This window comes from Labedaea rhizosphaerae (assembly GCF_004362825.1).
In the GTDB taxonomy this organism is placed as follows: Bacteria; Actinomycetota; Actinomycetes; order Mycobacteriales; family Pseudonocardiaceae; genus Labedaea; species Labedaea rhizosphaerae.
In genome coordinates this window covers 429,797-449,601 of record NZ_SNXZ01000001.1, presented here as the reverse complement: position 1 = coordinate 449,601, position 19,805 = coordinate 429,797, and the positions used below count along the sequence as shown (strand labels likewise).

The window sequence follows — 19,805 nt, the reverse complement described above, 5'->3', positions numbered from 1 at the left end:
GCGTGAGCAAGCCGTCCCCGTACGAGGTCTACGAACGGATCTCGAACAACGTGCAGACCGTGGTGCGTGGCAAGCCGCAGGTCGTGCGCCTGGCCGTCGCCGCGCTGCTCGCCGAGGGGCACGTGCTGGTGGAGGACGTGCCCGGGCTCGGCAAGACCACGCTCGCCCGGTGCCTGGCCCGCAGCATCGGCGGAACGTGGAGCCGCATCCAGTTCACCCCGGACCTGCTGCCCGGCGACATCACCGGCGTGCAGGTCTACCACCAGAAGGTGGAGCGCTTCGAGTTCCACTCCGGCGGCGTGTTCGCCAACGTGGTGCTGGCCGACGAGATCAACCGCGGCACGCCGAAGACGCAGTCCGCGCTGCTCGAGGTGATGAGCGAGCGAACCGTCACCGTCGACTCGGTGCGCCACGAGGTGCCGCGGCCGTTCCTGGTGATCGCCACGCAGAACCCGATCGAGATGGAGGGCACCTACCGGCTGCCCGAGGCCCAGCTCGACCGGTTCCTGATGCGCCTGCAGGTCGGCTACCCGGACCTCGACGCCGAGATCATGATCATCATGAGCGACTGCGCGGGGGTCAGCCCCGACGAGCTCAACCCCGTTGTCTCCCTTGCCGATCTGCAGCAGGCGGTCGCGCAGGTGCGGGCCGCGCACGTGGACCGGGTCATCTGCCAGTACGCGGCGCGCCTGGCCGACGCCACCCGCAACCACGTCGACCTGCGCTACGGCGCGAGCCCGCGCGGCAGCATCGCGCTCGTCCGTGCCGCACAAGCGATCGCGGCCACGCACAACCGCGGCTTCGTCACCCCCGACGACATCAAGGAGGTTGCGCTGCCCGTGCTCGGCCACCGGCTGATCCTGACCTCCGACGCCGAGCTGAACCAGCGCTCGGCGACCTCGATCGTCGAGGAGGTGCTCGCCGCCACCCCGGCGCCGACCATGAGTGCCACGGGTGGCTGATGACCAGCGCACTGGCGAAGGCTCGCCCCCAGGAGCCGGAAACCGCCGCCGAGCCGCGCGAATCGTTGTGGCGCAGGGTGTTCACGAAGATCCCGCTGCGGCTCACCGGTCGCGGTGTCGCGACGCTGGTGAGCTCGCTCGCGCTCATCGTGGCCGGTCACCTGCTCGGGTTCGCGCTGCTGCTCGCGCTCGGCGCGGCCGCGTTCGGGGCGGTCGTCGCGTCGCTGGTGATCAGCAACCGGCGGCCCAAGGTGACCGTGTCCCGTGAGGTCTACCCGGACCGGGTGACCCGTGGGGGCGCCGCGTTCGCCCGCCTGCGCGTGCACAACCCGGGGTCGCGCTGGCAGGCCGCGTTCACCGCGGGCGACTGGGTCGGCGACCGGTTCCGCCGCGTCGTCGTGCGCTCGCTGCTGCCCGGCGCGACCGCCAACTACAGCTACGAACTGCCGACCGACACCCGGGGCAAGCACAAGGTCGGCCCGCTGACCCTGGACCGCGCCGACCCGCTCGGCCTGGGCCGCAGCCGGCTCACCACCGGGGACACCGCGACGTTGTGGGTGCACCCGAAGACGTTGCCGATGCGTGCGATCGCCGGCGGGCGCCCGCGCCACCACCACGAGGGCCGCACCACCGACGACTCGCTGCGCGGCTCGCTCGACCTGCGCGAGGTGCGCGAGTACGTGGTCGGTGACGAGGTGCGCCACCTGCACTGGAAGGCGACCGCACGCACCGGGCAGCTGATGGTGCGCGAGTACATCGACCCCAACCAGCCGCGGTTCACGGCATTGCTGGACACACGCGCGGCGCAGATGCCCGCGCCGGTGTTCGAAGAGGCCGTCGACCTGGCGGCGTCGCTGGTGTCGGCGTCCGCGCTGGCCGACCACAAGTGCCGCCTCGTCACCCCTTGTGGGGTGGACGCGGCGACCACCGGCGGCGCGGCCGCGGTGCGCCAGCTGCTCGACGAGCTGTGCGTGCTCGACCGGTGCACCGAGACGGCGGCGCTGGTGCCCGGGCAGCTGGCCCGCGCCGAGGGCGGCAGCCTCGCCGTGGTGGCATCGAGCCTGACCGACGCGGACCGGGCGAGCCTGGCCGCGTCGGCCAACCGGTTCGCCACCGTGATCGTGATCGTCCTGAGTGGACGGACCGGACCTTCGGTGCCGGGCGTGCGGGTGTTGTCGGCGTCCTCTGCGGCCGCCGCGGTGGAACGGTGGAACGCGGTGATGGCGCGGTGAAGGAGCGTCTCTCCGCCCTGTTCGTGCTGCTGGCCGCGGCCGTGCCGGGGCTGCTGTTCGCGCCGGTGTTCGGGCTGTGGCCGCTCGTTCTGCCGATCGGCGCCGTGCTGGTGGGCGTCTACGTTGCGGTCGAACTGGGTCTGCGGGTGCCTGCGCTGGTCTCGTGGCGGCCGCTGGTCGGGCTCGTGCTCGGTCTGCTCGCCGTCACCTGGACCGAACTCGGCGCCACCACGGCCGCCGGGATCCCGACCGGCAGCACGTTCCGGGCGCTGGCCGACGGCGTGACGCGGTCGTGGCAGCTCACCCTGCAGTCCACCTGGCCCGCCCGCCCGGACGCGCAGCTGATCCTGTTCATCCCGCTCGCCGTGCTGGTCGCCGCCGTGCTGGGGGTGGAACTGCGACGCTGGGCGCTCGCCGCGCTGGCACCCAGCGTCGTGCTGCTCGGGTTGAGCCAGGCCTACCTGGCGATGAGCGGGCGCGACGCCGTGCTCGCCGCGCTCGGGTTCGCCCTGGTGGCCGGCGGGCTGCTCGCCGTGTCGCGCGAGGCACGCGAGCACCAGGCGACCCGCCGGGTCGGTGCGCTGACCTTGATCGCGCCGACCGTCGTACTCGCCGTCGCCGGTGCCCTCGTGGTGACGTGGGCCGACCCGGTGACGCCCGCGATCTCGTTGCGGCAGAACCAGTCCGTGCCGCTGCCGCAGGCCCGCTACACCAACCCGCTGGACGAGATCGCCGAACGCAAGCTCAAGCCGGCGGCGCCGGTGTTCACCTACCGGTCGGACGCTCCGGTGGAGCTCTGGCGGATCACGGTGCTCGACCGGTTCGACGGCGCCACCTGGCTCCCGTCGCAGAACTACCGGTGGATGGGGGCCACGATCGCACCGACCGGTGCCGTGACCGTGCCGGTCAAGGAGTTCTCCGCGACCGTCCAGTACCCCCACCCGGACGGGCCGTGGTTGCCGAGCCAGCTGCTGCCCTACGCCGTGTCCGGCGTCGCGCCGCTGATCGACGAGGAGACCGGGGTCCTGCAGCTCAACGGGAAGCCGGCCGGTCCGGTGGACTACAAGCTGAGCTGGCGCGAACCCGTCATCAGCGGTCCGGAGCTCAACAAGCGCGGCATCGACGCCCACGCCGAGTCCGGCCTGGGCGGGGTCGGCGCGATCCCGCCCACGCTGAGCGACATCGCCGAGAAGGCGGTCGGCAACCGGCGGGCGTCCTTCCAGACGGCGTCGGAGCTCTCGCGCTTCCTGTCGAAGAACTACCGCCTGGCCACGGGCAAGAACCTGCCGACCGGCGCGGGTTTGCCGCAGCTGCAAGCGTTCCTGGAACAATCGCACATCGGCACCAGCCAGCAGTTCGCTGCCGCCTACGTCGTGCTCGCCCGATCCCTCGGGATCCCGGCGCGGATCGCGGTCGGCTACCACGGCGTGCCGCCGGGTCCCGACGGCATTTCGGTGGTGCACAACGACGACGTGTTCGCGTGGCCGGAGGTCGCGGTCGAGGGCGTCGGCTGGGTGCCGCTCGACCCGACGGAGTCCGCGAAGGGCGCCACGTCCAAGTCCTCCGGCGGGCTGGCCGCCGCGGCCGCCGCGGCCCGCGACTCACTCCCGCCGCCGGACCAGCTCGAGGACCCGGAGCTGCCGCCCACGCCGCAGGCGAGCGCCGCCCAGGGCGGTCGCCGGTCGATCGAGGTCCCGTGGGTCGTGGTCGCGGTGGTCCTGGTGGCGCTGATCCTGCTGGTCCTGTTCTCGGTGCCGTTGCTGAAGGTCGTCCGCGGCCGGCGCCGGCGCCGGTTGACCGGCGCGCGTGGCGTGGTCGCGGCGTGGACCGAGGCGCGGGACCTGTTGCGGGCCCACGGTGTGCCGGTGACCTCCGGCATGACGGTACGCGAACTGGCCGAGGCCGCCCGGCCGTTCGGGGACTCCCTGCACGCGGCGTTGCTGCGCTTGGCCGAGCTGGTCGACGCCGTCCTGTGGTCCGGTGGCGCCGCGCCGCCCGAGGCCGTGCCGGCGGCGTGGGCGTCGGTGAAACAGGTGCGCAAGGGCCTGGCGGGCCGGGGTGCGCGCCACCGGGTGCGGGCCGCCTTGCACCTGGACAGCTTGCGGCCGCTGGGTTTGCCGACCATCGTGGGTTCGCGGGCGTCCGCCGGGCGGCTGCCGGCATGACGGCAGCAACCGGCCGGGGCACCCGTAGCGCCGCGGTGACCGGCTTACCATCGGCAGGAACCGGAGGGACGGGGTGACGACGACAGCCGCGACGACGATGGGTGCCACGATCGGCACCGGTCCCGTCGCGACTGTCTACTCCGGACTTTACGAGGGCATGCCGGTGGCCCTGAAGGTGTTCCCGGGCAAGGTCGCGCGCCGGGCGTTGTCGGTTTTCGAGCGTGAGCAGAACAAGCTGCGCACGAAGGCCGTGCCGTCGATCGTGCCGGTGCACGGGGTGGAGCAGTTGCCGGACGGGCGCACCGCCGTGCGGATGGAGCTGTGCACGCAGTCGCTGGCCGCGCTGGTGCGCCGGGTGGGGCGCCTGGAACCCGCGAACGTCATCGTCCTGGGCCACGCGGCGGCCACAGCGTTGGCGGCGGCGCACGCCCTGGGCGTGGTGCACGGTGGCGTGAACCCGAACAACGTGTTGTTCCGCGCGACGGGTGAGCCGTTGTTGTCGGACTTCGGCGTCACCCTGCGGCACGCTTTCGCGCGGGATCCCCTGCAGTCGGTGGAAAGCCTGCCACCGGAGACCCTGCGCGACGACGTGCTGGACCAGCGCACGGACTTGTACGGGCTCGGGGTCGTCCTGCACGTGGCGTTGACGGGGCGCTGGCCGCACCCGGGGCGGCTGGGTGAGCACCTGGGGGAGCGGGTGCTGCGGGTGCTGGGGGAGCCGGTGCCCGCGATCAACCTGCCTGGGGTCTCGGTCGAACTGTCGACCGTGGTCGCGCGGTTGCTGGCGGCGGATCCGGCGCACCGGCCTCCGGATGCCGGGGTGGTGGTCGGCCAGCTGGGGTCGATGCTGCCCAACCGTGCCGTGGCTGGTTCTCGAGGTGTCTTCGGTCGCGGTTCAGCACCCGGTCCTGCGGCTCGTCCGGCCTCGATGCCCGCGCCGCCCGCTCCCACCGGCCGCCCGACTCCTGGTTATCCGGCGCCTCCTGGTCTCGCTTCCCCTGGTGCGGCGGCGGTTCCTGGATTCGGGCAAGCGGCTCCTGGCTTCCCGACCACTGGTGGCACGGTGTCGCCGGGCCCGGCGCCTGGGCAAGGCGCTGCCAGTGGGGGACCTCCGCCTACCGATCGTGCGGTGCCTCAGGGCCTGGCGCCCGCCCAAGGCGCTTCTGCGGGCGGTCCGTCGAGTGGCGGTCAGGCGGCGCCTGCGTTGGGCGCTACAAGTGGCGGCTCTCCGTCTGTCGATCGGGCGGTGGCTCCGGCGCCTGCGCCCGCTGTTTTCGATGGTCTCCCTTCCCCTGGTGGGGCGGCGGTTCCGGGCTTCGGGCAGGCCGCTCCTGTCTTCCCGTCCCTTGGTGGAGCAGTGCCCGCGGGCCCGGCGCCCGGGCCTACCGGTCGGGCGGTGCCGCCGGGCCTGGCGCCCGCGCCGGGCGCTGCCGGCCCTGCGCCTACCGATCGGGTCGTGTCTCCGGCGCCTGCGGCCTCTGTTTCCGATGGCCTCCCGTCCCATAGTGCGGCGGCGGTTCCTGGCTACGGGCAAGCGGCTCCTGGCTTCCCGAACTCTGTGGGGGTAGGGCCTTCGGGTCCGGCGCCCGCGCAAGGCGCCTCTGTCGGCGGTCCGCCGATTGGCGGTCGAGCTGAGCCTGTGCAGGGCGCTGCCAGTGGCGGCCCTCCGTCTACCGATCGAGTGGTGTCCCCGGCGCCAGCCGCTTCCGGTGAGCTTCCGTCCGCTGGTGGTGTGGCGCCTTCGGCTCCCGCGCAAGACTCGGCCACGAGCGGCGCGGTGCCCCTGGATTCAGCGCTCCCGCAAGGTGCTTCTGTTGACGCCCCGCCGAGTGGCGGTCACCCGGCTCCCGTGCAAGGCGGGCCCGCTGTGCCACCTGCCGGTTCGGCGCAGCCGGCGAACTCCGCGGACGACACCGTGATCGTCCGGGCGGCGGACATCCCGAGCGGCCAACCGGCGCCTGCCATCCCTCCGGTTCAGGCGCTGTCTGTCGGTTCCTCGCTGCCGAGCGTTGGCCCGGCGGCTTCAGCGGCATCGAGCCCAACGACAGCACCACAGCAGAGCGGCATGCCGTCACCGACTGGACCGAGCTCCCAGCCCTTCGCGGACGCCAACAGTTCGGACGCCTTCGACGACTTCGCGGCCCTGCGACCCGAACAGCCCCAGCCGGCGTTTCCCGACTTCGACGATGACGACGACGAAGAAGAAGACATCGCCACCAGGCTCGGGTGGGGGAACGACGGCTCGCGCGACCAGGGGCACGAGCGCAAGCCGTTCACCAAGTACTACCTGTTCGCGGGGGCCGGAGCGGTGGTGATCCTCGTGGTCGTCGCGGTGATCATGTTGTTGCAGTCGGACCCACCGGAGTTGAGCACCACGCCGCGCGAGGTGCCGACGGCGCCGGAGAGCGCCGGGCCTACCCAGCCCAGGGCACAGATCGACCTCAAGGAACCCAAGATCACGGGCAACAAGGTCGTCCTCACCTGGACCAGCAACCCCGAGACGCTCGACTTCACCGTCCTCGTCACGAAGGGCACCGAGCACGAGCAGCCGGTCTTCGTGGAGCGCGCCCACACGTGGAGCACGACCATCGACGTGTCCAGCCCCTACTGCTTCCAGATCAGAGCCAACAACAGCGACCCCGCCGACCAGACCTTCTACCGGAGCCAAACCCGCTCGGTCAACGGCTCGTCCTGCCGCCACTAACCGGACAACCGCTCCTGCGCCTCCGCCAGGTCCGCTGCCGTCGGCGCGTCGTCCTGGCTCAGCGCCCGGCGCCAGTAACCGGTGAACTCGATGCGCGACTTCGGCATGCCACGCTCCACAAGGGACCGTCGCGAGGCTCGTACCAAGCCCGCCTCGCCGGCCAGCCATGCCGCGCCTGAGCCGGGCGGGAACGTCACCGACCGCACCGCGGCCACCACCTCCTCGGGCGACGACACCCACTGGACCGGGCCGGGCATGGGCTGCGGCGACGCGGCCAGCCACACCATGGTTCGCGCCTCAGGCAACGATTCCAGCAACGTGGCGGTCGCGGGCACGGCTGTCTCGTCCCCGGCGAACAGGTACCAGTCGGCCGCGGGGAGCGGGCGGCGGTAGTCCGCCGACGGGCCGTAGCGCCCGACCACGTCGCCCGGGCGCGCCGTCGTCGCCCACCGAGCGGCCGGGCCGTGGTCACCCAGGACGAAGTCGATCTCCATCCGATCACCGGTCAGGCGCCGCACCGTGAAGCTGCGCATCCACGGCCGCTCGGCTTCTGGAATGGCCATGAACGCCTGGTACCAGCTCATCACGTCGTCCGGATCGGACTCGGGCAGGCGTGGTTCCCGTTGGTCTGGCTTGGGAATGCACAACTTGAGTTGCTGGTCCGGCCAAGTGTCCAATACGGACAGACCTGATCCGGTGAACCCGATGCGTACCATGGTCGACGTCAACGGCCGGACGTCGACGACGGTCAGCAGTCCCACCAGCATCACGTCGCCGCCACGTAGTCGCGCAGGTGCCGGGCGGTCAGCGTGTCGCCGGACTCGACGAGGTCGGCCGGCGTCCCGGTGAACACGACCTCGCCACCTTCGTGCCCGGCGCCGGGCCCGAGGTCGATGATCCAGTCCGCGTGCGCCATCACGGCTTGGTGGTGTTCGATCACGATCACCGTGTTGCCGGTGTCCACCAGTTGGTCGAGCAGGCCGAGCAACTGGTCGACGTCGGCGAGGTGCAGGCCGGTGGTCGGTTCGTCCAGCACGTAGGTGTTCTTTCCCTTGCCGCCCATGCTGATCGCGAGCTTGATGCGTTGCCGCTCGCCGCCCGAGAGCGTGGTCAGCGGCTGGCCCAGGGTCAGGTAGCCGAGGCCGACGTCGGCGAGCCGGTCCAGGATCGCCTTCGGCTGACCGCTGGTGAAGAACTCCCGCGCTTCGAGCACGGGCATGGCCAGCACCTCGCTGATGTTCTTGCCGCGCAACGTGTAGCGCAGCACCTCGGGCGTGTACCGCTTGCCGTCGCACTCCTCGCACTTCGTCGCGACGCCCGCCATCATGGCCAGGTCGGTGTAGATCAGCCCGATGCCCTTGCACTTCGGGCACGCGCCCTCGGAGTTGGCGCTGAACAACGCCGCCTTCACCCCGTTGGCCTTGGCGAACGCCGTGCGGATCGGGTCGAGCAGGCCGGTGTAGGTGGCCGGGTTGCTGCGCCGCGACCCGCGGATGGCCGACTGGTCGGCCACCAGCAGCCCGTCCACGCCCGGCAGGCAGCCGTGGATCAGCGAGCTCTTGCCCGATCCGGCGACGCCGGTGACCACGGTGAGCACGCCGAGCGGGATGTCGACGTTGACGTCCTTGAGGTTGTGCACGGCCGCGTTCCTGATCGGCAGCGAGCCGGTCGGTTTGCGTGGCGTCTCCCGGGGCCGGACCCGGTGGCCGAGGTAGCGGCCGGTCAAGGTGTCCGAAGTGGTCAGTCCGGCCACGTCGCCGCTGTAACAGATGTGGCCGCCGTTCGCGCCCGCGCCCGGCCCGAGGTCGACCACGTGGTCGGCGATCCGGATCGTCTCCGGCTTGTGCTCGACGACGAGCACCGTGTTCCCCTTGTCACGCAGGCGAAGCAGCAGGTCGTTCATCCGGGCGATGTCGTGCGGATGCAGGCCGACGGTCGGCTCGTCGAACACGTAGGTCACGTCGGTGAGCGAAGAACCGAGGTGGCGCACCATCTTCACGCGCTGCGCCTCACCGCCGGACAGGGTTCCGGCCGGACGGTCGAGGCTGAGGTAGCCGAGCCCGATCTCGACGAGGGAATCCAGCGTCTCCTGCAGGGTCGCGAGCAGCGGCGCGACCTCCGGGTTGGTGAGGTCGCGCAGGAACTTGGCGAGGTCGGTGATCTGCATGGCGGCGCACTCGGCGATGTTGCGACCGGCGATCCTCGACGCGAGCGCGGCCGCGTTGAGGCGGGCCCCGCCGCAGGCCGGGCAGTCGGTGACCGTGACCGCACGGTCGACGAAGGCGCGGATGTGCGGCTGCAGCGCGTCCCGATCCTTGCCGAGGTACAGGCGCTTCACCTTCACGACAAGGCCTTCGTAGGTGAGGGTGGACTTGTCGATCTTGACCTTGCCGGTGCGGTGGAGCAGGTCGTGCCACTGTTGGTCGGTGAACTCGGCCAGCGGCACGTCCGGGTCGTAGAAGCCGGAGTTGACGTACGTCTGCATGTACCAGTTGTCGAGTTGGAAGTTCGGCACCATGACCGCGCCCTCGTTCAGCGACTTGGTGCGGTCGAGCATCACGTCGAGGTCGAGGTCCGAGACGGTGCCGATGCCCTCGCACTCGGGGCACATGCCTTCGGGCAGGTTGAAGCTGAACGCGCCCGACGTGCCCGCGTACGGCCGGCCGAGGCGGCTGAAGATGATGCGCAGCATGGCGTACGCGTCGGTCGCGGTGCCCACTGTGGACCGGACGTTGGCGCCCATGCGCTCCTGGTCGACGACGATGGCCGCGCTCAGGTTGCGCAGCGCGTCGACGTCCGGGCGGCCGATGCTGGGCATGAAGGACTGCAGGAACGCGGTGTAGGTCTCGTTGATCAGCCGCTGCGACTCCGCCGCGATGGTGCCGAAGACCAGCGACGACTTGCCCGAGCCGGACACGCCGGTGAACACGGTCAGCCTGCGCTTGGGGATGTCGAGCGACACGTCGACGAGGTTGTTCACCCGCGCACCGCGGACCTCGATCACGTCGTGGCTGTCGGCGACCCGGACCATGCTTCCCCCTGACTCTTTATGCTGTAAAGTGATCGATCGACAGGCTACCGCATGAGGAGGCGTCGTGGTGCTGTTCGCCGGCCAGGGCGATGCGCTGCGCATCATGCGGCTGCTCTGGGGCGCCGCTGACGAGGGCGTCAAGCCAGGCCCGAAACCGGGGTTGACCAGCGATGACGTGGTGGAGGCGGCGATCGTCGTCGCGGACGAGGAGGGGATGGGCGCACTGTCCATGCGCGCGGTCGCGGCGCGGCTCGGGCGCACGGCCATGTCGCTGTACACGTACGTGCCGGGCAAGGACGAACTGGTCGACCTCATGTACGACCGGGTCATGGGGTGGTTGCCGACGTCCTACGAGCTGGACGCGGGCTGGCGGGCGGCGATCGAGGCTTGGGCGGCGGACACGCGCCGGTGCTACTTGCGGCACCCGTGGGTGTTGCAGGTGTCGCAGGCACGGCCGGTGCTGGGTCCGGGTGGGCTCACGGCGATGAACACGCTGGTCGGCATCCTGCGCACGACGGGGCTGGCGGCGCCGGAGTTGCGTGCGGTGGTCACGCTGCTGACCGACTTCGTGCGGGGCGCCGCGCAGACCGTGGCCGACGCGCGTCAGGCGGCGCGCTCGACCGGTGAGTCCGATGCGGACTGGTGGGCGGCGCGGTCGGCCGCCTTGGCCGAGCTGGCCCCGGATTTCGCCGAGCGGTTCGCGGACGTGGTGTGGATCGAGCGGTCCGCGGCGCCGGTCGCGGAGTCCGCGCCGTACCTGGAAACCCAGGTGGATGCGATGTTCGCGACCGCGCTCGGCGTGCTGCTCGACGGCGTCGAGGCCAGAATCGGGGAATGACGCAGCTACGGGGCAAGGTGGCCGTCGTCGCGGGCGCGACGCGTGGCGCGGGCCGGGGGATCGCGGCCGCGCTGGGCGAGGCTGGCGCGACCGTGATCTGCACCGGGCGCAGCAGCATGAGCGGGAGCGCGGCTTCGGACTACCCCGGCCGTCCGGAGACCATCGAGGAGACCGCGGCGCTGGTGGACCGCCTCGGCGGCACCGGGGTGGCGATGCGGGTGGATCACCTCGACGCCGGGCAGGTGCGCCGGCTGGCCGACGTGATCGACGCGGAGTACGGGCGCCTGGACGTGCTGGTCAACGACATCTGGGGCGCCGAGCAGCTCAAGGGCGGGCCGGCCGACTGGGGCAAACCGATCTGGGAGCACGACCTTGAGGCAGGCCTGCGCATCGTGCGGCTCGGGGTGGAGACACACCTGATCACGTCGCACTGCTTGTTGCCGCTCATGGTCGAGTCGCCGGGCGGGTTGCTGGTCGAGGTGACCGACGGGACCGCGGCGTACAACGCGGACCGGTACCGGATCTCGGTGTTCTACGACCTGGTGAAGACCGCGGTGAACCGGTTGGCCTTCGCGCAGGGGCACGAGTTGGCCGCCCGTGGTTGCGCTGCGGTGGCGATCACGCCGGGGTGGCTGCGATCGGAGATGATGCTGGACGCCTTCGGGGTGGCGGAGGATTCGTGGCGTGACGCGTTGGATCCACAAAGGACGGAGCCGGTGGCGCCGCCGGGCTTCGCCGAATCGGAGTCACCGCGCTACGTGGGTCGCGCGGTGGCGGCGATGGCGATGGACCCGCAGCGGGCGCGCTGGAACCAGCGGTCGGTGACGTCGGCCGAACTGGCGCGCGAGTACGGCTTCACCGACCTGGACGGGCGGCAGCCGGACAGCTGGGCCTGACCCAACCGGCCCGTCAGCGAGCGCCGTTTGGTCAGGTCAGATCACGCCTCGCTGGTTGAGGCATCGTTCGCGATGATCTCGTCCACTGTCACGCCAAGTTCGCGGGCGATGCGGTACAGCTTGATCATCGTGGCTGGGTCGTCGCGGTTCTCGATGTTGCGCATCGATCCGGCGTTGGTGAAGCCGACTCGGGCGGCAAGTTCGGCGGTGGTGAGTCCACGCTCCTGCCGTCGTTGGCGAATCTGGACTCCGTTCGTCCGTGGCATCGTCACGCACCCTCCATGGGTCCGGCAGGCACGTCGCTGACTTCGATGAGCGTGCAGTCCTGTAGTTCGCGGACGAGATTCACGGCCTTGACCCAGCGGACCGCTCGGTCGTTCAAGCAGACCGTCACGTCCCTCGTGGGCTTTGGGAATCGGCGTCCGGTGTAGAGGCAGCCGCGAACGGCCGCGATCGGATAGCGCCTGGCGCGGATCACTGCGGCACCTCGTCGTAGCGCTGGGCAAAGCTTTACGGAGAGATGCACACAGGGCTGACAAATCGGCGGCTCGGTCGCGCTCATCCGGTTTGGCCAGCCTTGCCAATCATTGCGGTAGTCCCTCAGCAGCCATAGAACCCCATCGTCGGTGCGGTCAGCGGGCCCCCCGCAGACCTGGCACAACAGGTTGCGCATGGCTCGCCGTTGCCGGATGGGGTGCACCCGCTTGAACTCTGGGCGCCCCTCGCCCGGGTGCCACGAGGACCGGGCCCACAGGATGCCGCTTCGTCCTCGGTCTATTGCCTGTTCGTCCGCGTAGCCGATGCCAAAGCCGGGGATTTCAACGACGGTGGCGGGTGGGTCGACCTCTGCGCTCCACGCCGTGATGTACGGCGCGATGATCGGCTTTCCGGTGGAACGAGTGGCCGGGGAGGGAGCGGCGTTCATTTCGAATCAACTTCCAAGAGGAGGAAACGGAGCGAAATCAGGCAGTCAATGGTTGGTCGGCACCTGAGTATGTGGACATATCCCAGATATCCCCTCTATTAGGCTTACCGGCTTGTTCATGCGCCTGACGATCTCGGCGATATGAGGCCGTAGCTATGTCCAGTCGCGCATGGCCTGTGCCAGCACCCGCATAACGGCTGGTAGGCGCGATGTGGCTACAGTGCGTGTTCACGCGATCGGCGTACCGCGGTCTCTGTTGTACCCTGGCTATGGACCGTGTTAGCCGAGGTCAGAGCGGTGGGGGCGGGACGATGACCGGAGGGGATCCGCGCAGTGAGGGCGCTGCGGGGGCAAGCGTCCGCACGTGTGTGGCCTGCTTGGCAGTGCTCGCCGCCGACAACGACGGCCGGATGTGCGCGCGCTGTCTCCGCGACCAGCGCGACCAGTTCCGGACGCCCCCGATGGAGCTGCGGAACGAGTTCTGGGCCACCGACGACTTTCGCGCCGCGTTCGAAAGCCGGCACATCGGCCGTGTCTTCAAGGTGTATAGAAACCATCCCCGGCACCTCCAACTCTTCGGCAAGGCGCTCAATCAGGAACTACTCGGCCGGTGGCTGGGTCTCACACAGACTCAAGTTTCGCGACTGGAGAACAGTCGCGCGCCAGAGCAAAATCTCAAGACCCTGCAGAACTACGCCCGCATCCTCCACATACCGCAAAGCTTGCTGTGGTTCGACCTTCCCGGCCAAAGCCGAGTGGCAGCACGTGCGCGAATACCAAGCAAGACATCCGGTAACGAGACGCTGAGCCAAGACTCGATCCTGATTGCCAACACCGGCATGGACACCGTCGAACTGCTCAAGCGCGTTCGCACGTCCGACGTCGATGCGGCCACCATCGATGCCTTGAGCATCACCGTGGAACAGCTCTGCTGCGACTACGCGAGCGTCGATGCCCGGCACCTCGTCATCGCCGGCCGCGACTGGCTTGGCAAGGTCACCGAACTGCTGAACGGCAAGCTGAGCTTGACCCAACACCGCGACATCCTCAGCAACGCGGGCATGCTCGCGTTGCTCGTCGGATGCCTCGAATACGACCTGGGCGACGCCCGTGCGGCCGAAGCGACCCGGCGGATGGCGCTCGAACTGGGCCGGGAGTCCGGCGAAACCGGCGTCGTGGGATGGGCTCACGAAATGCTTGCGTGGTTCCACCTGACCTCCGGCAACTACCGAGCTGCCCTCGCCGCCGCTGAGTCCGGAATCCAAGCAGCCGGATCGCATTCCGTCGCAGTCCAGCTCCATGCCCAGCAAGCAAAGGCATACGCGCGCATGGGCGAAGCGGAACAAGTCCATGCTGCGCTGGAACACGGCCGCGAACTGCTGGACAGACTCCCGTTCCCGGACCGGCCGGACAACCACTTCGTGGTCGATCCCGACAAGTTCGACTTCTACGCGATGGACACCTACCGCGTCTCAGGGCAAGACGACCTGGCCACCCGCAACGCCGAAGAAGTCATACGACGGGGCACGAACCCCTGGGGCGAGCCGATCACGCCCATGCGGAACGCAGAGGCCCAGCTCACCCTGGCTGTGGTCGCCGCGCGCAAGGGCGCGCCCGAGGACGCAACTGCCCTCGGGCTGGAGGCGCTGCGAGGCGACAGGCAAAGCCGCCCGTCCCTGCTGCACGCCGCTCGCGAGCTGTTGAACGAGTTGAAGGCGTACGGACCCAAGCCCGGGACCGAGTTCGCCGAGTACCTGGACGACTTCAAGCACACCAAGTAGCTCGCATAGTCAGAGGTGGCGGCTGGCGCGGTCGCGTTCGTAGGCGTCGCCGGTGGCTTCGGCCAGCGTGAGGGCTTCGCGGTGGTGGGTGGCGTCGCCGGTTGCCTCGCCCAGGTTGTTCAGGACCTCGACGAGCAGTTGGCGGTCGCCGATGCGGCGGCCGATGGTCAAAGCCTTCTCGTGCAAGGCGATCGCGGCGGCGGGGTCGGTCAACACCATGCCCAGGCGGGTCATGGCGGTGGCCTCGCCGGCCTGGTCGCCGACCTCGGCACGCAGTGCGATCGCCTCGCGCAGCAACCGTTCCGCGATCGCGAGGTTGCCCGCGCCGGCGTGCGCGGAGCCCAGGTTCGTCAGCGCATAGCCCTCGCCGACGCGGGTGCCGGCCGCGCGGCACAGCGACAGCGACTGCTCGTGGATGGTGACGGCTTCGGCGTAGCGGCCGAGTCGTTGGTGCACGACGCCCAGGTTGTCCAGCGCCGCCGCCTCGCCGGACCGGTTGCCCAGCGAACGGAAGATCTCCAGTGCACTCGAGTGGTATGACAACGCCTCCGGGTACCGGCCCACGCGTTCGCAGATCACTCCTAGGTTGTCCAGGGTTCCGGCCTCGCCCGCCCGGTTGCCGAGTTCGCGGCGGATCGCCAGGGCCTGGCGCAGGTAGTCCTCGGCCGCCGGGTAGTCGGCCATGCGCCAGTGGGTTCCGCTCAGGTTGGTGAGGGTGTCGCCTTCGCCGGCCCGATCGCCCAGGGAACGCCGCAGCGCCAACGCTTCCAGCAACCGCTCGAGGGCCTGGTGGTAGTCCCCGGACCGCCACAGGGCGGCCCCCAGGTTGTGCAACGCGTTCGCCTCGCCGGTGCGGTCACCGGTTTCCCTTGCCGCGGCAAGGGCATCGCCGTGGATGGCGAGGGCGTCGCGGTAGTTGGCCACCGTGTCGAGGTGGCGCCACAACGTGTTCGCGAGGTCGCGCGCGTGCTCGGGCCAGCCGTTGGCGGCGCAGTAGCCGATCACCTCGGTCAGCACCAGGCGTTCGGCCTCCAGCCACGCGCGTGCCGCGGCTTCGTCGCCGGGCGGCAACGGGCACGTGGGCACAGCGGGCACGTCCGGGCGGCGGTGGCGCTCGTGCGGGTACACCGCGTCCATCGCGACCTTCGCCGTGTAGCGGTAGTGGTCGAACAACCGGCGCAGCGCCGCGGACGCGTCCGGCTCGGCCTCCGCCAGTTGCGTCGCGTACAACCGCAGGAGGTCGTGGCAGCCGTAGCGGCCGTCGCCGCGGTGTTCGACCAGGTGCGCGTCGGCCAGCACGTCGAGGTCGGGCGGACCGTCGCACAACGCGGTGGCGGCCGAGCGGTCCAGGTCGTGGCCGGGGTGCAGGCCGAGCAGGCGGAACAAGCGCGCGGCCGGCGGGGAGAGCGCGCGGTACGACCACGAGAAGACGGCAAGCAGATTTGTCGACATGTCGTCTTCGCCTGCCTGCAACGTCGGCAGGCGCGCGGCGCGGTCGGTCAGCTCACCGACCACGGTGGCCAGGCTGCGGCCGTGGTTGTCCGCCGCCCGATCGCCCGCGATGCGCAACGCCAACGGCAGGCCCGCGCACAACCGGGCCAGGTCCGTGGCCGCCTCCCGTTCGGCGGCAACCCGCTCGGCGCCGAGCATCCCGGCGAGCAGGTCGGTGGCCTCGTCGTCGGTGAACTCGTCGAGGCCGATCGCGAACGCGCCGTCCCGCACGGACAGGCCACGCATCCGGCTGCGGCTGGTCACGAGCACGAGGCTGCCCGGACCGGTCGGCACGCACGGGCGCACCTGATCGGGCCGGCGGGCGTCGTCGAGCAGGATCAGCAGGCGCTTGCCCGCGGTGCGGGTGCGGAAGAGGCCGATCCGGTCGTCGAGCGTGACCGGCACGTCGGCGCCGATCCCGGCCAGCAGCCGCTCGAGCACCTGCTCGGCGGACATCGGCTCGCTCGGCCCGTAACCCCGCAGGTGCACGTAGAGCTGGCCGTCGGGGAACCGGTCACGCACGCGGTGGGCCCAGTGCACGGCCAGCGTGCTCTTGCCGATGCCCGGTGCGCCGTCGATCACCGCGATCGGCGGGCCGTCGTCCAGCACGCCGTCCAACGCGCGCAACGCGGCCACCCGCCCGGTGAACCCGGGCAGGTCGGGTGGCAGTTGCCGGGGCGTGCGCTCGTCCTCGGCGACCAGTTCGGGCAGCGAACCCGCGCCGCGGTGGTGGTTGAGCAGGCGGATCCGGTCGCGTTCGGTCAGCCGCAACGCATCGGCGATGGCGATCAGGGATGCGGTTCGGGCGCGGCGGACGACGCCACGCTCGATGTCGCCGATGCTGCGTGCGCTCATCCCGGCCCGTTCGGCGAGCTCCTCCTGGCTCAGCCCGGCGGCTCGACGCGCGTCGCGAACGGACAAACCGCCCTCGTCATCCGCAGGTCGCACGGCATCGATGCTACGACAGCGGCGGTTTCTGCCGTGGGAACTTCCGGAACCACCTCCTGGTGGGAGAGTGCTCGACCGGTTTCACTGCGTGACGAGGGCAATCCTCTCCCGAACCCAAGGAGCCCCGTATGGCACACAGCGTTCGAAGTCGGATCCTGCAACTGGTGACCCTGCTCGCCGTGGCGCTCGGCGGCCTGTTCGTCTCCGGTGCGACGGCCAGCGCCTCGATCCCCACCGAGAAGGTGCTGAGCTACCAGTTCCAGTGGCAGGCCAACGGCTACTACTGCGGCCCGGCCGCGGTCCGGATCGCGCTCACCGCGCGCGGCTACACCTACAGCCAGAGCACCCTGGCCGCCGCGCTGGGCACGACCACCAACGGCACGAACTCGGCGTCCGACACCACCCGCGTGCTGAACAGCAAGGGCAACACCTCGTTCTACGAGACCAAGTGGATCCCGGGCTCGTACGCCACCAGCGCGGAGAAGGCGCGGCTGAAGTACGACGTCACCTACGACATCCCGCGTGGCTACCCGCTCGTGGTGAACATCGTGGGCACGGCGGTGGACACCGATGGCGACGCGCACAGCTACTCCGGCGGCCACTACATGACCGTGGTCGGGTACAAGAACAGCGGCGACATCGTGAAGCTCGCCGATCCCGCTGATGCCAACGGTTATGGGTGGTACTGGATGACCACCAACCGGCTGGCCGACTGGATCGCGTTGCGCGGGTACTCGGCCTGAGGAGGCTTCGAGCAAGGTGAAGGGATGTGGGCGCCGGGCGACCGGCGCCCACATCCCTTTTGTGCACCAGCGGCCGATCGGCGCACCGTCGCGGCGCAGGCGCACCAGCCCTGGGTACTTAGGGGCCGTGCCCCGGGTTTAGGGGTGTCAACGCGGGCACGGCGGCTCCAGCCTGGATAGCGCAGACAGCGCTCCGAAAGGCAGGCGAGACGATGCCCGATCCCAGTGCAGGCAGCGCACTCGTCTTCCCCGGGATGAGCCCGTCCCGGTTCGAGGACGCGGCGAAGTTCATGCTGATCAACCCCGTGGCCCGCACGCTGATCAAGCGGGTCGACGAGGCGCTCGGCTACTCGCTGGTGGCCCGCTACCGGGAGACCGAGGGCGACTACTCCGAATACGCGCAGGTCGCGTTCCTGGTCAACTGCCTGGCCCTGGCCGACTGGGCGGCCGAACGGTTCGACCCGGTGCCGCAGGTCATCGTCGGACCGAGCTTCGGCGGCAAGGCGGCGGCCGTGCGCTGCGGGGCGCTCGGCTTCGAAGACGCCGTGGTGATGACCGCGCGGTGGGCACGCAAGCTCGAGGAGTACTTCGCCGAGCACCACAAGGACGTCGTCACGCACTCGTTCACCCGCACCCCGCGCGCGGAGCTGGACAAGATCCTCGCCGAGCTCGACGAGCAGGGCGAGTGGTACGAGATCGCCAACCACGTCGACGCCGACTTCTGGATGCTCTCGGTGCGCCGCACCGTGCTCGACTGGCTCAACCAGCGGTTGCGGGCCAGCGGCGGGATGCCGCTCTACACCATGCACCCGCCGATGCACTGCAGCGCGTTCACCGATCTTCGCTCCGAAGTGGACAGTGAGATACTGGCCGGCCTGACGTGGTCGGACCCGCACACGCCGGTGATCGCCGACCAGGACGGCACCGTGCGCGACACCGCCGACGGCGTGCGCACCATGCTGCTCGACGGCTTCACCTGCCCGGTGCGCTGGCCCGAGGTCGTCGCGGCCTTGCGCGGCCGCGGCGTCGGCAAGATCTACCTGTCCGGTTTGGACAGCCTGTTCGGCCGGGTGCCGATCACGACGAGCAACTTCGAGGTCGTCTCCTTCAACCCGCGGACGGCCGTCATGCCGCGCCGCAAGCCCGCCGCTCGCTCCGTGGCCTGACCGAAAAAATCCCGTCCGAAACGGCAAGGAAGATCATGACTGTTCTGCACCAGAAAGACTTGATGTTCACCCACCTGCACCTCACCGGCGCCACGTGGGACCAGCCGTCGCGCTATTCCTTCGCCGACCGCGTCGCGGCCCTCGGTGAGCACGGCGCCATCGGCATGGGGATGAACGCGGAGGAATTCGGGAAACTGCTCACCGAGTACTCCGCCGACCAGATCAAGGGCATTCTCGCCGACCACGGCCAGCGCATCATCGAGCTGGAGGTGCTGATCGGCTGGGACCACAGCGACGACGCCACCGAACTCGAGGACCACCTGATCGGCCTGGCCGACACGATCGGCATCGAGAAGATCAAGGCCTCCGCGGTCACGCCGCCGGGCACCGAGGTGATCGCCACCGACATCCTGATCCGCCGCTTCGGCGCGCTGTGCGACCGCGCGGGGGACCACGAGCTGACCGTCGCGCTGGAGTCGATCGCCGTCATGCCGGGCTTCAACTACGGCATCGCCGCGGACACCGTGCAGGGCGCGGATCGCTGGAACGGCAAGCTGCAGCTGGACCTGTGGCACCTGTTCCGCGACCCGACGGGGCCGGCCGCGGTGGCCGCGCTCGACGGCCGTTTCGTCTCCGGCGTGGAACTGTGCGACGGCCCCGCGGAGCCGGGTGAGGACCTGATGGCCGAGTGCACCGGCGGGCGGCTGTTCCCCGGCGACGGCGCGTTCCCGATCGTTTCGCTGCTGCACGACCTCGAGGCCAAGGGCGTCGACGTGCCGCTGTCGGTCGAGGTGCTGAACACGGAGCTGCGCGAGCTGTCGCCGAGCGAGAACGTCGCCACGTCGAAGGCGCGGATCGAGGCGTTCCTCGCGACCGCGCGCGAAAGCTAAGGGTCGGTTCGCGATTTCAGGGGTGCGAAAACC

At 70.2% G+C, this 19,805-nt stretch carries 15 protein-coding genes and 1 pseudogene; 11 read left to right on the top strand and 5 right to left on the bottom strand.

Going from position 1 to position 19,805, the window contains the following annotated elements; all coding sequences use genetic code 11:
* Positions 1–2 precede the first annotated feature (2 nt).
* The 5 genes and pseudogenes from EV186_RS01825 (at position 3) to EV186_RS39795 (ending at position 7,063) form a co-directional block, all read left to right on the top strand.
* Complete coding sequence (locus EV186_RS01825; RefSeq protein ID WP_133847331.1) at positions 3–962, top strand: AAA family ATPase; 960 nt, start codon at positions 3–5, stop codon at positions 960–962.
* Positions 962–2,194, top strand: a complete 1,233-nt coding sequence (locus tag EV186_RS01820; RefSeq protein WP_243753775.1) for a DUF58 domain-containing protein — start codon at positions 962–964, stop codon at positions 2,192–2,194. The genes EV186_RS01825 and EV186_RS01820 overlap by 1 nt, the downstream gene beginning before the upstream one ends.
* Positions 2,191–4,359 carry a transglutaminase TgpA family protein gene (locus EV186_RS01815; protein WP_133847330.1) on the top strand — a complete coding sequence of 723 codons (2,169 nt, stop codon included), beginning with the start codon at positions 2,191–2,193 and terminating at the stop codon, positions 4,357–4,359. Before EV186_RS01820 ends, EV186_RS01815 begins: the two co-directional genes overlap by 4 nt.
* Before the next feature lie 97 nt (positions 4,360–4,456).
* Positions 4,457–5,107 (top strand): annotated as a pseudogene (locus EV186_RS40735) (protein kinase domain-containing protein); the annotation flags it as partial.
* Positions 5,108–6,424: 1,317 nt separating this feature from the next.
* Positions 6,425–7,063, top strand: coding sequence for a hypothetical protein (locus EV186_RS39795; RefSeq protein ID WP_243753773.1), 639 nt, complete (start codon positions 6,425–6,427; stop codon positions 7,061–7,063).
* Here EV186_RS39795 and EV186_RS01805 read toward each other — a convergent pair.
* Complete coding sequence (locus tag EV186_RS01805) at positions 7,060–7,830, bottom strand: siderophore-interacting protein (protein ID WP_243753908.1); 771 nt, start codon at positions 7,828–7,830, stop codon at positions 7,060–7,062. The two genes, EV186_RS39795 and EV186_RS01805, sit on opposite strands and share 4 nt — an antisense overlap.
* Positions 7,830–10,094, bottom strand: a complete 2,265-nt coding sequence (locus EV186_RS01800) for an excinuclease ABC subunit UvrA (protein WP_133847327.1) — start codon at positions 10,092–10,094, stop codon at positions 7,830–7,832. Before EV186_RS01800 ends, EV186_RS01805 begins: the two co-directional genes overlap by 1 nt.
* A 64-nt stretch (positions 10,095–10,158) precedes the next feature.
* Between EV186_RS01800 and EV186_RS01795 the strand changes: the two genes are divergently transcribed.
* Complete coding sequence (locus EV186_RS01795; protein WP_133847326.1) at positions 10,159–10,932, top strand: TetR/AcrR family transcriptional regulator; 774 nt, start codon at positions 10,159–10,161, stop codon at positions 10,930–10,932.
* Positions 10,929–11,828, top strand: a complete 900-nt coding sequence (locus EV186_RS01790; RefSeq protein WP_133847325.1) for an SDR family oxidoreductase — start codon at positions 10,929–10,931, stop codon at positions 11,826–11,828. The genes EV186_RS01795 and EV186_RS01790 overlap by 4 nt, the downstream gene beginning before the upstream one ends.
* 41 nt (positions 11,829–11,869) lie before the next feature.
* On the opposite strand, the gene EV186_RS01785 is transcribed toward EV186_RS01790, so the two are convergent.
* Positions 11,870–12,094 carry a helix-turn-helix transcriptional regulator gene (locus EV186_RS01785; RefSeq protein WP_243753907.1) on the bottom strand — a complete coding sequence of 75 codons (225 nt, stop codon included), beginning with the start codon at positions 12,092–12,094 and terminating at the stop codon, positions 11,870–11,872.
* A gap of 2 nt (positions 12,095–12,096) precedes the next feature.
* A complete protein-coding gene (locus tag EV186_RS01780; protein ID WP_133847323.1) occupies positions 12,097–12,753 on the bottom strand; it encodes a hypothetical protein in 657 nt (218 codons plus the stop codon).
* A gap of 383 nt (positions 12,754–13,136) precedes the next feature.
* On the opposite strand from EV186_RS01780, the gene EV186_RS01775 reads away from it, so the two are divergent.
* Positions 13,137–14,534, top strand: a complete 1,398-nt coding sequence (locus EV186_RS01775; protein WP_133847322.1) for a tetratricopeptide repeat protein — start codon at positions 13,137–13,139, stop codon at positions 14,532–14,534.
* 9 nt (positions 14,535–14,543) lie between these two features.
* Here EV186_RS01775 and EV186_RS01770 read toward each other — a convergent pair whose 3' ends face one another.
* Positions 14,544–16,973 (bottom strand): ATP-binding protein, encoded by a 2,430-nt coding sequence (locus tag EV186_RS01770; protein WP_133847321.1) that lies wholly within the window; start codon positions 16,971–16,973, stop codon positions 14,544–14,546.
* 128 nt (positions 16,974–17,101) lie between these two features.
* Here EV186_RS01770 and EV186_RS01765 point away from each other — a divergent pair, with 128 nt between their 5' ends.
* From EV186_RS01765 to EV186_RS01755, 3 genes are all read left to right on the top strand, one after another.
* A complete protein-coding gene (locus tag EV186_RS01765; RefSeq protein ID WP_133847320.1) occupies positions 17,102–17,716 on the top strand; it encodes a C39 family peptidase in 615 nt (204 codons plus the stop codon).
* 212 nt (positions 17,717–17,928) lie between these two features.
* Positions 17,929–18,882 (top strand): ACP S-malonyltransferase, encoded by a 954-nt coding sequence (locus EV186_RS01760; RefSeq protein ID WP_208115450.1) that lies wholly within the window; start codon positions 17,929–17,931, stop codon positions 18,880–18,882.
* A 35-nt stretch (positions 18,883–18,917) separates the two neighbouring features.
* Entirely contained in the window at positions 18,918–19,772 is an 855-nt protein-coding gene (locus EV186_RS01755; RefSeq protein WP_133847319.1) for a sugar phosphate isomerase/epimerase family protein, read from the top strand.
* Positions 19,773–19,805 lie beyond the last annotated feature (33 nt).

Excerpts from the sequence above, each read along its gene's own strand:
- EV186_RS01800 (WP_133847327.1), bottom strand. The coding sequence starts at position 10,094 with ATGGTCCGGGTCGCCGACAGCCACGACGTGATCGAGGTCCGCGGTGCG.
- EV186_RS01790 (WP_133847325.1), top strand. The coding sequence starts at position 10,929 with ATGACGCAGCTACGGGGCAAGGTGGCCGTCGTCGCGGGCGCGACGCGT.
- EV186_RS01755 (WP_133847319.1), top strand. The coding sequence starts at position 18,918 with ATGACTGTTCTGCACCAGAAAGACTTGATGTTCACCCACCTGCACCTC.
- EV186_RS01760 (WP_208115450.1), top strand. The coding sequence starts at position 17,929 with ATGCCCGATCCCAGTGCAGGCAGCGCACTCGTCTTCCCCGGGATGAGC.
- EV186_RS01785 (WP_243753907.1), bottom strand. The coding sequence starts at position 12,094 with ATGCCACGGACGAACGGAGTCCAGATTCGCCAACGACGGCAGGAGCGT.
- EV186_RS01780 (WP_133847323.1), bottom strand. The coding sequence starts at position 12,753 with ATGAACGCCGCTCCCTCCCCGGCCACTCGTTCCACCGGAAAGCCGATC.
- EV186_RS01820 (WP_243753775.1), top strand. The coding sequence starts at position 962 with ATGACCAGCGCACTGGCGAAGGCTCGCCCCCAGGAGCCGGAAACCGCC.
- EV186_RS01765 (WP_133847320.1), top strand. The coding sequence starts at position 17,102 with ATGGCACACAGCGTTCGAAGTCGGATCCTGCAACTGGTGACCCTGCTC.
- EV186_RS39795 (WP_243753773.1), top strand. The coding sequence starts at position 6,425 with ATGCCGTCACCGACTGGACCGAGCTCCCAGCCCTTCGCGGACGCCAAC.
- EV186_RS01805 (WP_243753908.1), bottom strand. The coding sequence starts at position 7,830 with ATGCTGGTGGGACTGCTGACCGTCGTCGACGTCCGGCCGTTGACGTCG.